12 protein-coding genes and 1 tRNA gene are annotated in these 14,281 nt (G+C 40.8%); 6 read left to right on the top strand and 7 right to left on the bottom strand.

What is annotated here, in order from left to right; translation table 11 throughout:
* Window positions 1–66: 66 nt before the first annotated feature.
* Window positions 67–1,119, bottom strand: a complete 1,053-nt coding sequence (gene ribD / locus JKG64_RS01315) for a bifunctional diaminohydroxyphosphoribosylaminopyrimidine deaminase/5-amino-6-(5-phosphoribosylamino)uracil reductase RibD (RefSeq protein WP_210352537.1) — start codon at window positions 1,117–1,119, stop codon at window positions 67–69.
* 71 nt (window positions 1,120–1,190) lie between these two features.
* Between ribD and prmC the strand changes: the two genes are divergently transcribed.
* Both prmC and JKG64_RS01305 read left to right on the top strand, forming a co-directional pair.
* Entirely contained in the window at window positions 1,191–2,054 is an 864-nt protein-coding gene (gene prmC, locus JKG64_RS01310) for a peptide chain release factor N(5)-glutamine methyltransferase (protein WP_210352536.1), read from the top strand.
* Between the two features lie 160 nt (window positions 2,055–2,214).
* A tRNA-Lys gene (locus JKG64_RS01305) sits at window positions 2,215–2,287 on the top strand.
* 207 nt (window positions 2,288–2,494) lie between these two features.
* Here JKG64_RS01305 and JKG64_RS01300 read toward each other — a convergent pair.
* The gene (locus JKG64_RS01300; RefSeq protein ID WP_210352535.1) at window positions 2,495–2,872 is read right to left on the bottom strand and encodes a DUF2200 domain-containing protein; all 378 of its coding nucleotides are present in this window, start codon (window positions 2,870–2,872) and stop codon (window positions 2,495–2,497) included.
* Window positions 2,873–3,090: 218 nt separating this feature from the next.
* On the opposite strand from JKG64_RS01300, the gene JKG64_RS01295 reads away from it, so the two are divergent.
* The gene (locus JKG64_RS01295) at window positions 3,091–4,458 is read left to right on the top strand and encodes a sensor histidine kinase (RefSeq protein WP_210352534.1); all 1,368 of its coding nucleotides are present in this window, start codon (window positions 3,091–3,093) and stop codon (window positions 4,456–4,458) included.
* A 20-nt stretch (window positions 4,459–4,478) separates the two neighbouring features.
* On the opposite strand, the gene JKG64_RS01290 is transcribed toward JKG64_RS01295, so the two are convergent.
* Window positions 4,479–6,380 (bottom strand): AAA domain-containing protein, encoded by a 1,902-nt coding sequence (locus JKG64_RS01290; RefSeq protein WP_210352533.1) that lies wholly within the window; start codon window positions 6,378–6,380, stop codon window positions 4,479–4,481.
* A 172-nt stretch (window positions 6,381–6,552) separates the two neighbouring features.
* Between JKG64_RS01290 and JKG64_RS01285 the strand changes: the two genes are divergently transcribed.
* On the top strand, window positions 6,553–7,419 hold the full coding sequence (locus JKG64_RS01285) for a helix-turn-helix domain-containing protein (protein ID WP_210352532.1): 867 nt from the start codon (window positions 6,553–6,555) through the stop codon (window positions 7,417–7,419).
* 208 nt (window positions 7,420–7,627) lie between these two features.
* Complete coding sequence (locus JKG64_RS01280; protein ID WP_210352531.1) at window positions 7,628–9,151, top strand: acyl-CoA dehydrogenase family protein; 1,524 nt, start codon at window positions 7,628–7,630, stop codon at window positions 9,149–9,151.
* Between the two features lie 237 nt (window positions 9,152–9,388).
* On the opposite strand, the gene JKG64_RS01275 is transcribed toward JKG64_RS01280, so the two are convergent.
* The 3 genes from JKG64_RS01275 to JKG64_RS01265 all read right to left on the bottom strand — a co-directional run bounded on the left by JKG64_RS01275 (window position 9,389) and on the right by JKG64_RS01265 (window position 12,681).
* The gene (locus tag JKG64_RS01275) at window positions 9,389–10,513 is read right to left on the bottom strand and encodes a lipid II:glycine glycyltransferase FemX (RefSeq protein WP_210352530.1); all 1,125 of its coding nucleotides are present in this window, start codon (window positions 10,511–10,513) and stop codon (window positions 9,389–9,391) included.
* A gap of 217 nt (window positions 10,514–10,730) precedes the next feature.
* Window positions 10,731–11,981, bottom strand: a complete 1,251-nt coding sequence (locus JKG64_RS01270) for an MFS transporter (protein ID WP_210352529.1) — start codon at window positions 11,979–11,981, stop codon at window positions 10,731–10,733.
* Between the two features lie 37 nt (window positions 11,982–12,018).
* A complete protein-coding gene (locus tag JKG64_RS01265) occupies window positions 12,019–12,681 on the bottom strand; it encodes a metal-dependent transcriptional regulator (protein ID WP_210352528.1) in 663 nt (220 codons plus the stop codon).
* Window positions 12,682–12,796: 115 nt separating this feature from the next.
* Here JKG64_RS01265 and JKG64_RS01260 point away from each other — a divergent pair, with 115 nt between their 5' ends.
* A complete protein-coding gene (locus JKG64_RS01260) occupies window positions 12,797–13,618 on the top strand; it encodes a ZIP family metal transporter (RefSeq protein WP_246512451.1) in 822 nt (273 codons plus the stop codon).
* Window positions 13,619–13,637: 19 nt separating this feature from the next.
* Here JKG64_RS01260 and JKG64_RS01255 read toward each other — a convergent pair whose 3' ends face one another.
* Window positions 13,638–14,273: a peptidylprolyl isomerase gene (locus tag JKG64_RS01255; protein ID WP_210352527.1), complete on the bottom strand. Its 636-nt coding sequence runs from the start codon at window positions 14,271–14,273 to the stop codon at window positions 13,638–13,640.
* Window positions 14,274–14,281: the final 8 nt, after the last annotated feature.

Raw genomic sequence — 14,281 nt, 5'->3', positions numbered from 1 at the left:
AAAATTACAAATAATTTACTATCAAACAAATAGCAAAAACAAAACTACACTAAAGCGTCGCCTTTATTACCGATAATATAAACGTAAAGTATCTGATGCCACCTGTCTTTCCTCTTGATACGAAACTGGCAAATGAGGTGACTCGATACCAGCCCCCCACACAGCATCGCCTACAAATACCCTAGCTTCATCCCATAATCCCGCTTGGATAAAAGCCTCCAAAGTCTTACGCCCCCCTTCTATTATGATAGACTGTACATCCATCAAATACAACTGATAGAGGATATTTTGAGGTAGATACATATCAAAATTTTCTAATGCTACATATTTAAGGTTACCTAACCACTCCGTTTTCTTTTCATTAAAAATAATCAAATCCGTTTTTTGATTCAAAAACAACTGATGAGATGTTGGTACAACCAAGTCTTTATCAATCAGAACACGTTTAGGTGATTTCCCTGTCCAAAGCCTGTTATCCAACATCGGATTATCAATTAACGCTGTTGCTGTACCCACCAAAATAACATCCTCCTCCGACCGCCATTTATGAGTCAGTTGTTTACTGGCTTTATTACTGATCCAAGCCTGCCCAGGAGTTTCAGGAGCAAAATACCCGTCTTTGGTCTCCGCCCATTTCAATATTACATAGGGTCTATTCTCTTTTATTTTCGTAAAGAATCGTCTATTAATGAATTCGCACTCTTCCTCAAGCACTCCTATTTCTACTTCAATTCCTGCTTCGCGCAACTTAGCTATTCCCAGTCCATTGACTTTAGCGAATGGATCCCCACAACCTATCACCACCCGACGTACTCCCAATGCAACCAGCATATCTGCACAGGGGGGCGTCTTACCATAATGTGCGCAAGGCTCTAACGACACGTATACGGTACTCTGTTTCAACAACTGCAAGGCCTCTTCTTCACCATAACATCCTTTCACAGCATTCACTGCGTTAACTTCCGCATGCGCTCCCCCATAAGGCGATGTGTACCCCTCACCAATAATCTTACCTTCGTGTACAATTACTGCTCCTACCATTGGGTTAGGACTTGTAGTTCCAGCTCCCAATTGTGCCAACGCTATACAGCGACTCATGAACTTCTGATTTTCAGTCATAGTACAAACTTACCATTTTATAATAAGAAGAGCAGATAGTCTAAACTTAAAAAAATAGCTAGATTTGCGTTATGGACAACACTTGGCATGCTATCGCCCAATCTTTTCAAAAATCCCTGAAGGAGCTCTATCCAGATTCCGAAATCGAGGAATTATTCCTAATGGCCTTAGAGCATCATACACAGAGCAAGCGAATTCATTATCAGCATATGAAAAATGAGGAAGCTTCTTCCAGACAGATTGCATTCATGCAAGAAGTACTGGCACAGCTACAGACCGGGCGTCCTATCCAACAGATTTTGGGCTATGCTTATTTTTACGGGAGCGTATTTGAAGTCAACCAAGACACTCTGATTCCCCGTCCCGAGACGGAAGAATTAGTACATCTTATCAAACAAGATTTCAAGGCCATACAGACGGTCAATTGTATTGACATAGGAACAGGCACCGGTTGTATACCTATTTCTTTAGCTTTACATATGCCTCAACATAATTACTGGGCTGTAGACATCTCCCCAGCCGCATTACAGGTTGCTAAACGGAATGCTCAGAAACACCAGGTAGAGATACAATTTTCGCAGCTTGACATTTTAGAATGGCAGCTAGTATTCCAAACGGACCAATACTTTGACATCATTGTCAGTAACCCACCCTATATCACCCCTGCTGAAAAAAAGGAAATGCATCGCAATGTTCTAGATTTTGAACCACACACTGCATTATTTGTAGAAGATAATGCTCCACTTTTATTTTATGACTACATAGCTGAATTTGCCAAACAGCATTTGAACCAAGGAGGGGTACTATATTTTGAAATCAACCAATATCTGGGCAAAGAAACGGTAGAGCTCTTGTCAAAAAAAGGATTTAGATCGATAGAATTACACAAAGATATCAACGGAGCAGACCGCATAATCAAGGCTAAATTGGATTAATGGAAGTTATCGATAAATAAAATATCTTTTTTTAACCTGAAAAACAACTCTTTAAAGGCGTTTAAACAAAATAAACCACCAAACATTTGGCACCTATTAGGGTTTTTTATACCTTTGCATCACTTCAAACAACGAAGGATAATTCGAAATAAAGAATTAGGATTCCGTAGCTCAGCTGGTAGAGCAATACACTTTTAATGTATGGGTCCTGGGTTCGAATCCCAGCGGGATCACAAAACAAAGCTTCACAGAAATGTGAGGCTTTTTTTGTATCCCTGTATCTGGGATGAGAACCCAAGGTTCGTTTCGTAGAAGGATCAGGGAAAAGCTGGAGCCTTGCGGGGCTGATCCAATCCCAGCGGGATCACAAAAAAGCTTTACAGAAATGTGAAGCTTTTTTTTTGCATCCCTATATCTGGGAAGAAAACCCATGGTTCGTTTCAAGATCTCCCAACATCTTTTCTTATGATTTTTTCCATTTTTCTCCCCTTCGCCAGCTCATCCACCAATTTGTCTAAATACCGGACCTTTTGCGTCAAAGGATTTAAAATATCCTCCACACGATAGCCGCAGATTACCCCAGTGATCAGAGAAGCACTAGAGGGAACTTTTGCTTGACTAAAAATCTCCTCAAAAGTTGCTTTACTGGCGATCAGAGCTTCAATCTCCCTAATATCAAACCCAGTCAACCAAGAAATAACTTCCTGTAATTCCTCACGTGTCCGTCCCTTTTTCTCTATTTTTATTATATAATGCGGATATACTGATGCAAATGTCATCTTTGCTATTCGTTCATCCTGCTCTACTGAATTCTTCATAATAGATACAATTTTTAAATTATATTTTCTTTACTAATTTCCTATTTGCTGCTTATCTTTGAGAAAACAGGTACTCTAAATTAGAAAAATTAATAGCACACATTATGTTTTTGCCAATATTTAACTAATTATCTGAAAACTAGACACCTCCCAAGTAGAAAAAGTAAAAAATGTAATTACTTTTTTATCTTTACCAGAGTGAGTTGAACAACAGACCTATGAAACGTATCCGAAATTATTGGGAAATACTAACACATATCGGCACCGACACGTCTATGTCTTATATGGATTCCAAGAGAGCCCATATGGTCAATATGATTGCAATATTATGTATTCTCCCTGCAATATTTTTTTCTATCACCAATCTGTCCGAACAACGTCCTATTCTAGCCTTGATCAATTTTTCAAACGGATTATGCGACCTTGTTGTCCTCATACTTCAATATCGCCGTAAGCACAACCTGGCTAAATTGATGTTATTATCGAGCAATTTTATTTTCTTTTTTGCAGGGGCCATACTCTACCAGAATGGAGCTGAATATTTTCTACTATGCATCCTGATCTCTTCCACTTTACTTTATGACGATCGTCGTATACACCTACTTTTTGCATTAGCAGTTACTATAGCCATGGTATTTATTTACATCTCTCCAAATATAAACACCTTTGAACAGCCGGTGCCTGTAGCGCGCGTACTATACAATATCATCTGTTCGATTATCTTTATTGTAGTTTCTGTGAATTTGTTTCTACAGATCATCTACAGCAACATGAAAAAAATAGAAAATCAACGTCTCAGCCTACAGTCAATAAACAAGGACAAAGAAAAAGTTTTTTCGATTATTGCCCATGATATAAAGAGCCCATTTGCTACCTTAGAGACAATGGTTGTAGCACTAGAACAACAGGTACTCAACAATAGCATATCTCCAGACTTTATTCGTCAATTAAGACTACGGATAGTACAACAGAACCTAGTCCTCGATGACCTTCTTCAATGGGGTAGCAGTAGCTTACGCGGGATTGCTAATGCTCCCGTCCCGTTAATGATCACACCTATAGTAAACGACATTTTGGCTACATTTGAAGAACAGATACTAGTAAAACAGTTAAACTTCAAAATCAGCATTCCCGAAGATGAACACATATTGGTGAATAAAGACCATTTGACCATCATTTTACGTAATTTCATAAGTAATGCAATCAAATTCAGTTACGTCACAGGCGAGATACACATTTTCACCTCGACCGACAAAGACTTTACATTTATCCATATTAAAGATCAAGGCATAGGAATAAATCCTTCTAAATCTGCACTCCTCTTTAATGAGATACAGCGCAAGTCTCTTGGCACAGAAGATGAGCCAGGGGCAGGCCTAGGTTTAATTTTATGCAAAGACCTTATCGAACGCAACCACGGTATCGTACATATACAAAGCACTCCCAATAAAGGCTCAATATTCACCGTGGGCCTACCGAGCTATCCTAACGAAGGGAACAATGCAGACCAGAGATCTCCTGAAACTCCTATAGTATCCAACGCTCCCTCTCCAAAAATAATAGAAAATCATCTAGAAATTCGATAGTCTAGACCAATTTCCCTGTATTATACGTTATTCCATTCCCATACACTATGGTATCCATTCACCGATTCCACATAGTCTAAAAATCCCTTATAAAAAGCATGCTGCCCGATAGTACTACTATCCCCTATCACCACGAGCTTTTTCTTAGCACGCGTCAAAGCTACGTTGATACGCCTTACATCCGATAGAAATCCGATATTCCCACCTGTATTACTACGCACTAGGCTGATATAAATGATATCTTTCTCCTGGCCCTGAAAACCGTCTACCGTGCTGACCTGCAGATCAACATACGGTAATCCCCCAATATCAGATAATAATCCTTTCAATCGGTTCGCTTGTCCCCGATAAGGAGTAATAACCCCAACTGTAGGCAATTTCTCTCCATGATGTCCTCCCTCCAATTGAGCTATCAACGCACTAAGATGGTTTACTAAAAAATCTGCTTCCTCTTTATTGGACAACGCTCCCTCTTCTTCCTTTTCCTCAAAACCAGCCCCTGCGGTATCAATAAAAACAATAGGCTCAGTGTCATCTACCAACCTCCATTCTGCAGTTGCTGGCGCAGCCTTCAGTCTCCCATCGTACATCATTACCGAAGAATATGTCATTATCTGACTATTCATTCTATATTGGGTATCCAAAAAGGAAACTGAATCAGGATATCTCTTAACCAATTTTTCAAACAACGTATTAAAGAGTTCCTTACTCTCCCTTTCCTCCGACTTTATCGTAGGGGGCAATTGACAATGATCACCCGCCAATAACAACCGGTCTGCCTTGAGAATAGGAATCCAACAAGCAGGCTCAAGCCCCTGAGCAGCTTCGTCTATGACCACCGTTTCAAATCGTTTATCACGGATATGAGGATGATTTGCACCAACCAGAGTAGCCGCGATAACTTGCGCTTTACACAATATATCTTCTATTACATAATCTTGGATCCGGTCGATGTCCTTTCTTATTTTGCGTGCTTCATTCAATAGTGCTTTACGCTGCTCATATTCCGAACGTCCAAAATTACGCTTATACTTACGTGCCATATCCGTGTAGGCACGAGCTTGCTTTTCCAAGCCCTTTACCTCTTTATAACCAGCATGCTTACTCGCTTTCTCATCCACAGTCAATGCCAACAAATGTGCAGATACCTTTACCGGATTCCCTATCCTTAAGACGTTCAGTCCCAATTGATCCAATCGTTCAGCTAAAACATCCACCGCCGTATTACTTGGAGCAACAATCAATACCTGTCCGCCCGAACGTTTTATACCTGCAGCTATTGCTTTGATCAGCGTAGTCGTTTTACCTGTACCCGGCGGACCATGTAAAATAGCCAGATCACCCTTCCCCAGAATACGCCTGACGGCGTCATTTTGGCTTATATTGAGTCCAACATCATCGAAATCATCTCGTCCATCAGCTAGAGCTATAGGTTCCAGCCCCAATAACTTCCGGGTTAGTTTACCTTTCTGTGGGTCTTCAATTCCACGCTCAGCCTCCTGCAGAGCCGACTTCATCTCACGATACGAATTTTCATCAAACAAAAGGTCCAAACCTAACTTTCCTTTTCGGCTCCAATCCGGAAGTTCCTCCGTTCGAAAAGACACCTTCATCAAGTTTTGATTCACAAAAGCAATAGTACCCTGAATTCTATCTTCTTGAGGAGCATAATTCGAAAACAAACTGATAGGCATGCCAAAACGAAATCGGTGACCATTTTCAAGATCATTGGTCTTATGGAATGTAACTGTTAGATAGTCTCCCCTCCCCAGCTCACTATCGGAGATTTGTATAGGGTACCATGTCACTCCCAATTCCTTACGCTCAGTCAGTGTACGCGATGCCAATACCAGCTCATGCGCAGCTCTGTCATGCGCCAACTCCAGCTCCAACAAAGTCGCCAAATTCTTAAAATAATCCATCAATCACATCTTTATAGCTACAAATTAACCTCTTTTTTTTAACAACCGCTACACCCTACAAAAATCAAATGAAACCACTGCTTCATATAATACTAGATCAAATAGCTAGATGTCAGAAAGATTTTTTAGCTTTAGCTACTGAGTTGATAGATTATACAGGAGCGATAAAACAATGGAAAAGAAGGTAAATGCTGATGAGTTTGTAGACCGATTCATGGTCGGCAGTCTAGAACACTTAAAATACAAGCAATTCCCGGTTAAGGTATTCCAGCTTAGCGAAATTGCCCCTTTTATAAAATTCCCTACCCCTCCCATATTTTTAGCTTACAATTTGGTGATCCATCTTACCGAAGGCTATTTCACCTATCAAATTGGCCCTAAAGAATATAGTGTACAGGCCCCAGCTATTCTTATCAGTAGTTATGGAAATATTTCAGCTGTAAAAAACGCAGACAAATCAGTCAGAGGGCATTGTATATTGATCAACGAGGCCGCCATGACATCTATATTCAGGGCACAGGAAATCCTAAACATCTTCAGCATCTCCCCCCTTATCGACCTTACTCGCGAAGACAGCATTGGCATCCACCAGCTTTGCAAATTACTTTACAAAGAGCTTTATGCAGAAGACTCTTACACCGAGCTAAATAACAGCCTATTAAAATCTATCCTTTTAAAAGTTATAAAACTGTCTTCTTCGGATAAGCTACTCAGCAGAAGACAAGAAATAGCAATGATGTTCAAACGCTTGGTGCACAAAAACTTTAAAAAACACAAACATATTGGTTTTTACGCAGATAAGCTAGCCGTATCGACCAATTACCTAAATCGATGTGTATTCTCTGTATTCAATCAGTCATCAAAAGAAGTAATCCTTGAGATATGCATTATGCACAGTCAACTCCTTCTCTTTGAATCCAATAAAAGTATTTCTGACATCTGTTACGAGCTAGACTTTTCTGACCCATCCTATTTCTCTCGTATTTTTAAAAAACTAGTAGGACTATCGCCTACAGAATATCGTAATAGCGCAAAATAGAAAAACAACCAAATGCACGATTTGTCCTAGCATTAATACAGGATTCGATATATACATCCTTGTAAAATACCTACTTTTGTATCAAAGGGACATCACACGAGTAGATTAAGTGTTCATGCCTTAAAATCACACAAAGAAACATGTTTGATTTTGTGCTAGACGCTAACCTCTGTTTATCCTTCATATTTTCAATTAAAAAACGTTTGTTATGCTTAATCTTTTAGAGCAAACCGGTGTACATCAAGATTTCAATGTATATATAGCATCCTTCAGGGAGCGGTTGGCTAGCTTGTTCAATACAGAATACGACTACAATTCAATGAGCTTGTCTAGAGGTTTACCACCCACATTCCTCAGTGAGATCATGGCAATGAATCCTTTATCGGTAGCTATCCCTGAAGAACATGGAGGCAGAGGTATACATGTCAAAGAATGCTTAGGCGTATTATCCGCGGCTTCTTATGAGTCACTGTCGCTCTCGCTCATGTTTGGTATCAATATCGCTTTATTCCTTGAGCCTTTTGCCAAATATGCTGATCCTACTTTACATCCTGGTGTATTCAACCGTTTTTTGAAAGACAAAGCCATGGGGGGATTAATGATTACCGAACCAGGCTACGGTAGCGACGCACTCAATATGCGTACAGCCCATGAGCTCCAAGGCGACACTTATAGTATCAAAGGACAAAAGCATTGGCAAGGTTTGACCGGAGCTGCCGATTTCTGGTTAGTTACCGCAAGAAAAACAGTAGCCAATGGCGAACTAGCAAGAGATATTGATTTCTTCGTGACAGACAACTCGATCGAAGAACAAAAAATTATCGTCCAAAAGAAATTCAACAACTTAGGCCTATATGCTATCCCTTATGGATTGAATGATATTGACATCAAAGTACCTGCTACGCAAAAACTAATTGCCGAGAGCACTGGTATTAAATTGATGTTGGACACCTTACACCGTAGCAGGTTACAGTTCCCAGGAATGGGTATGGGGTTCATAAAACGATTATTAGATGAATCTCTACTTCATTGCAATACGAGACGTGTTTCAGGACAGCCGTTGAGTGAAATAGATGCTGTCAAATTTCAACTTTCTCGTATTCAAGCTGCATTTACGATATGTTCCGCGATGTGTTCATACAGTAGTGGCATGAGTTCTATAGCAGCAGATTTATTTGGAAATGCAGTCGATGCAAATAGCGTCAAAGCATTAGTAACGGATCTTATGCAAGAATCTGCACAGATTGCGCTACAATTGGCCGGTGCCAACGGATATCGTCTAGATCATATTGCAGGCCGTAGTGTAGTCGATAGTAGACCTTTCCAGATTTTCGAAGGATCCAACGAAATGCTCTATTCACAAGTAGCTGATTCTATAGCCCGTGTGATGCGCAAAACCAAGGTTAACAATCTCTTAGAATACCTTAAGAGTTATGACCTTACCAAACATGCTGCCGAAGTATTTGGTTCGACACTAAACTTTAACCTACCTGATCAGCCTAAGCAACGCCAGATGGTTACGTTAGGTAGAATGATTGCACGTGTAGTTTGTTTTCAGTTCGTGATACAGTCTAACCATCTTGGTTTCAGTAATGAAATGACAGAAATAACACGTCAGCATATACAAATGGACCTAAGCATGCTGGCAGGACAATGGTCTGCTGGCGCACAAGCCGACCCATTAATGGACTATCAAGAAAATAGTGACTGGTCAAATTTCATACAGTCTTAAGCAATAGCTTCCTATTTTAGTAAAATCTCCAAACGGATATATACAAGAGAGGCTGTCTAAAAAGCAACAAATCGTCGTCATTGCGAACCTGAGGAACGATGGTGTGGCAATCTAACTTACTTAAAACAAAGATTGCTTCGTCATACTTCCTCGCAAAGACGAGAAACTCAAGCTTTTTAGACACCTTCTGTTTTATATGAAGTATGTAGACTACTGTCTACATTGAATGTTTTAAAATCAACTAAGGTGGTAGCTTTGGTTTTTAAACTCCATCGAAATATAATACTGATACTTCTGTTTATCTAAAGGATAATCCCAGCAACCCAATCGATGATAGATATCACCTCCAAAACCAGACTTGAACCGATATAGCCCATACATAGGGTGTGAGGGGTCTGCCTGAGGCGCAACACCAAAAAAATCATACTCCGTACAACCTTTTTCTCGAGCGATCTGCATCGCCCGCCATTGCAATGCATATGTAGCCATATAATTCCGGTTTTCAGTAGCCGACGCTCCGTAGAGATAAGTTCCCCGGTTGGCAGAAACCACTAAAAACATTGCTGCCAAGGGCTTATCCTCCACTTCTGCGACCAACAAATACACCTCTGCTGGCGAAAGCGTATCATTAGCACGAGCCGAAAGAATGATTTTAAAATTATTAATATCGTGCAGAAAAAAATTATTACGTTCGGCCGTCTGCCTATACAGGTCATACCACACTTCTAAGCTCTCCAGTCCCAACGAGCGAATACGCACCCCTTTCCGTGCTGCGAGATTTATATTATAACGAGTTTTCGATTTCATCCTCCCCAGCAACATATCGTCGTCTCGTTTCAGATCCATAAAAATCGTATTTGAAGGCAGAATATCGGTATTTGACTTATGCAGATTCCAGTGCTCCGTATTAAAATTAAGGCGCATCTCCTGAATCCTACGCTCAGGAACCCCTAACCAGTTACCATGCAAATCATAACAATCATCGTCTTTTGCCCAATGAGATTCCCAGGACAAGTCATATCGAATCATAATACAATTGATTGGCAATTGAGAACGTAGACTTTCGGACAATTGTTCTAGGAAATATCCCTGATTTTCTTCAGACGGTTCCACTTCGGGTCCGTAGGGCACGTATGCGATACAATGATCCTCATCCACAGCCTGTAAGATAACCAGAAGGTCACCTACAAAATAACTCATATCATCCGTATCGGTATACAAATCCGACACCTTAGTTTTAAAATTAAAAGCCTTTGACTGCAGGCCTTGGAGCTTTTTAACCTTAGACCAATAAGCCGTTTGTTGGATAATCCCCGTTTTATAGAGGTCACCCACCTCTTTATCTTCAATGTCCGCTATCATGACGCTATTTTGTTCGCTTTTACAATCCACCTCTTAATACAAGACGTATTAATCGGCTAAATCCGGCAAACATATCCATTATAAATGGATAAAGCTAAGGGCTATTGTTATTTTAGTGTTAAAAAGCCACTTTACCTCCCCCGCGCTGCGAAAAAGTGAATAATCAACATCCACGTCTCCCTACCAAACGTCTACAGAGCTCATCCCTCAGAATATGCTAGTGACCAGCAGTCACTTTATTTTTGGCACGCACATAGCGGTTAATGTAATACATCAGAACCAAAGTCAACAGCACACATACTGCAACAACGTACCCCACAATATCATAATGCTCCAATGCTGATGTAGAAGTTTTCTGATAAACTATAAGCCCCGCTATCGTCGCGGCAATCCCTCCTGCGATCTGTTGCAAGGAGGCTTGAATACTCATATACGCACCACGATCACTATCATCCGGTACAGCAGAAATCAAAGCCATAGACGGTACCATACGACACAGTACGCCCAGCATGATTCCTGTATTCAATACCAATACCAACCAAAAAGGTACACCGTTTAAATTAGTATAGATCAAGCAGAATATGATAAGCCATATACTACCAACACCAAATAGCTTCAGCTTATCAAACCTATCACTCAGTCGGCCGATCATCGGCATAAACAAAAGCGAAACCAAGCCCGAAACCATAAAAAGAATTGGAAGTTGATCTTCATGAACATCAAGGTTATTAACAGCAAAGATAGTTCCATAAGGCATCATCATAAAACCACCCAACGACAGCAATGAGGTCGTCAAAAACCCACGCTGATAGGCGCTGCGTCTAAGTGTGGTGAGCAGATGCGAAAGTACATTCCGATCGCTTGTATTATTCATTAAATGAGCGTTCACAGGCTTTAGAAGCAAGACGATCCCGATCAATATCAGCACAGAAAATCCCGCTATATAAATAAAGGGAGCCTCCCATCCTTGGTGGTTGGCGACATATAGACCAATAGGTATTCCCAATACCTGACTGGCCCCAAATCCCATTTGCACAAAGCCCATGACCCGGCCACGTTTTTCCATAGGAAATACATCTGTCAATATCGCCATAGAGATTGATCCTATTACTCCTCCAAACAAGCCCGTAATAATACGAGCTGCCACAATCGTTGCATAACTATCCGCTAAACCGCAAAAAGCCGTTCCGACTACAAAACCAATATAGAAAAACACAAGTAATTTCTTTCGGTCAAAGCGATCTGCAAATCCTGCGGTCAATAAACCTGATATACCAGCACTGTAAGCGTAAGCTGATACAATATTCCCAAACGAAGAGGCGTTAATATCCATAGACTTCACTAGCATATCTCCCAAAGGAGACATAACCATAAAGTCAAGAACCACCGTAAACTGGGTAATAGCCAATAAAAAAATAACAGTCCTTTCGTAACTCGAAAACCGAGATAGCGATGTTTGATCAGACATAGAATTCGACTTTTAAAAGTCCAAAAGTAAGAAAACTTTATTTATCCTGCTTACGAACGAGAAGACTATCACATACCAAAGATGTAAGCACAACCGAAGTACGTCCAGCATAACTCACATGCATACTGCGATCAAAAGATTCTATCTCGTCGATACGAATAATCACCCCTAGAGCAAGTTCTCGTGTATTTAAGTACTTCAATAGCGATGCTGAAGATTGACCAACCGCCATCAACTCGACTTGTTCGCCGACGATACAATCGCTCAATTTGAAGTATGGATTTACGACGACATCCCCTTCTTTGCTTGGTATGGGAGAACCATGCGGGTCAACTGTTGGATAACCTAGAAGTGCATCCATTTTATTAAAAAACTCCGGAGCATGGATATGCTCTATCTGCTCTGCGATATGATGTACCTCTTCCCATCCAAATCCCATCTTCTCTACAAGGTACATTTCGGTCAATCGATGCTTTCTCACTACCAAAGCAGCTTCTAAGCGTCCTTTTTCTGTCAACCTAAGTGGCTTATAATTCTCATGAATCACCAACCCTTTTTCAGAGAGCCGCTTCATCATACTGTTTACAGTAGGCATTTTTATATCTAAAAAACGACTAACCTCGTTGACAGTAGCCTCTCCTTTTGTGCCCGACAACATAAATAGAGCCTTAAGATAATTTTCCTCTACAGCTGAGTTCATACACAAATCTACAAAATATTAGACCATACTAAGATGTTTATTGAGAAAAACTTTATTCCTATAGTCTAACTCCCTATTTTTGTGGAACAAATGAATCTATCATTAATAAGCTTGCATGTTTGATTCCATCATTTCTTTTTTAGAACATACGGACCCAGTATGGGCCGCTTTTTATGCTACTATGTTTACCTGGCTTGTGACCGCCCTAGGTGCATCTCTTGTATTCTTCACCAAAGACACCTACAAAAGATTTATGGACAGCATGCTCGGCTTTACAGGCGGCGTCATGGTCGCAGCCAGTATCTGGAGTTTACTCATACCAGCTATTGATATGAGCGAGGGCGAAGGTTTCCAGAAAGTACTCCCTGCCGTATTGGGCTTTCTTGGTGGAGCAGGTTTTCTCTTTGCACTAGACAAAATACTTCCCCACCTTCATGTCAACTTCAAACAGGTAGAAGGGATAAAGACACCTTGGCAAAAAACCACCTTGCTCGTGTTAGCTATTACACTACACAATATTCCGGAGGGTTTGGCTGTTGGTGTATTATTCGGCGGTGTAGCTGCCGGTATACCAGAGGCCAGCATAGGTGGCGCAATCGCATTGGCCATAGGTATAGGATTACAGAATTTTCCGGAAGGAATTGCTGTTGCCATGCCACTGAGAAGAATGGGAATGAGTGCTAGAAAGAGCTTTTTCTACGGACAGCTTTCAGCGATAGTAGAACCAATTGCCGGAGTAGTCGGAGCTATAGCTGTTGCTGCGTTTACCCCTATTCTCCCCTACGCATTGGCTTTTGCAGCAGGAGCCATGATATTCGTTGTCGTCGAAGAAGTTATCCCTGAAGCTCAGCAGAACAAAAGTTCAGACATGGCCACGCTGGGATTCATTGCGGGTTTTGTCATCATGATGACCTTAGATGTCGCTTTGAGCGGATAATTTGAAAAAAAATAAAATTTTATTCAAGAACAGTAAGTGTAAATTTGATTGGCTCGATTGGATAGTCTAGGCTATCCGTTTTTACTTTGCTGATTTTCAACAGCACATCCAATCCTTCACACACTTCGCCAAAAACAGTATAATCACCGTCCAGCCTAGGTTGCCCGCCATACTTCAAATAGTACTCTCTCTGCCCTGCCGTATATTTTATTCCCTTCTTAAGCTCTAACTTGTCCAGTTCTTCAGCAGAGACCGATTTTCCCACCACAAAATAAAGCTGATTCAAAAACGACGCTTTCATTGGATTTCCATCCCGTCCTGCCCCCAACGCTCCTACTTTATGAAAAGCCCGTTCATCAAACTCCGGGTTCAGACGAGGCTTTACCCCTAATGGATCCGCAGACTCCCGCTTCTCGATATCGATGTCATGTTCGCCCCCTTGCACTACAAAATCGTATATTATCCTATTGAAAAATGATGAGGCATAGGTTCCTTCTTTTATGGCTGTCAAAATTAACTCCCTATGTTTAGGCGTAAAATCATACAGCACCACCTTAACCTCACCAAATGTCGTTTTAAACAATAAACGACTCGTCTGTCCAAAAGATAGCGCCTGATTAAACAGAAAAAACAACAAAATCAAAATCGTCCTCATAAAATTAA

Origin of the sequence: Sphingobacterium tabacisoli, assembly GCF_017908035.1 — a bacterium.
Lineage (GTDB): Bacteria > Bacteroidota > Bacteroidia > Sphingobacteriales > Sphingobacteriaceae > Sphingobacterium > Sphingobacterium tabacisoli.
The sequence above is the reverse complement of the archived record's forward strand: the minus strand, read 5'-3'. Positions and strand labels throughout refer to the sequence as shown.

Coding starts and splice junctions, on each gene's coding strand:
- ribD (WP_210352537.1), bottom strand. CDS start 1,119: ATGACTGAAAATCAGAAGTTCATGAGTCGCTGTATAGCGTTGGCACAA.
- prmC (WP_210352536.1), top strand. CDS start 1,191: ATGGACAACACTTGGCATGCTATCGCCCAATCTTTTCAAAAATCCCTG.
- JKG64_RS01300 (WP_210352535.1), bottom strand. CDS start 2,872: ATGAAGAATTCAGTAGAGCAGGATGAACGAATAGCAAAGATGACATTT.
- JKG64_RS01295 (WP_210352534.1), top strand. CDS start 3,091: ATGAAACGTATCCGAAATTATTGGGAAATACTAACACATATCGGCACC.
- JKG64_RS01290 (WP_210352533.1), bottom strand. CDS start 6,380: ATGGATTATTTTAAGAATTTGGCGACTTTGTTGGAGCTGGAGTTGGCG.
- JKG64_RS01285 (WP_210352532.1), top strand. CDS start 6,553: ATGGAAAAGAAGGTAAATGCTGATGAGTTTGTAGACCGATTCATGGTC.
- JKG64_RS01280 (WP_210352531.1), top strand. CDS start 7,628: ATGCTTAATCTTTTAGAGCAAACCGGTGTACATCAAGATTTCAATGTA.
- JKG64_RS01275 (WP_210352530.1), bottom strand. CDS start 10,513: ATGATAGCGGACATTGAAGATAAAGAGGTGGGTGACCTCTATAAAACG.
- JKG64_RS01270 (WP_210352529.1), bottom strand. CDS start 11,981: ATGTCTGATCAAACATCGCTATCTCGGTTTTCGAGTTACGAAAGGACT.
- JKG64_RS01265 (WP_210352528.1), bottom strand. CDS start 12,681: ATGAACTCAGCTGTAGAGGAAAATTATCTTAAGGCTCTATTTATGTTG.
- JKG64_RS01260 (WP_246512451.1), top strand. CDS start 12,797: ATGTTTGATTCCATCATTTCTTTTTTAGAACATACGGACCCAGTATGG.
- JKG64_RS01255 (WP_210352527.1), bottom strand. CDS start 14,273: ATGAGGACGATTTTGATTTTGTTGTTTTTTCTGTTTAATCAGGCGCTA.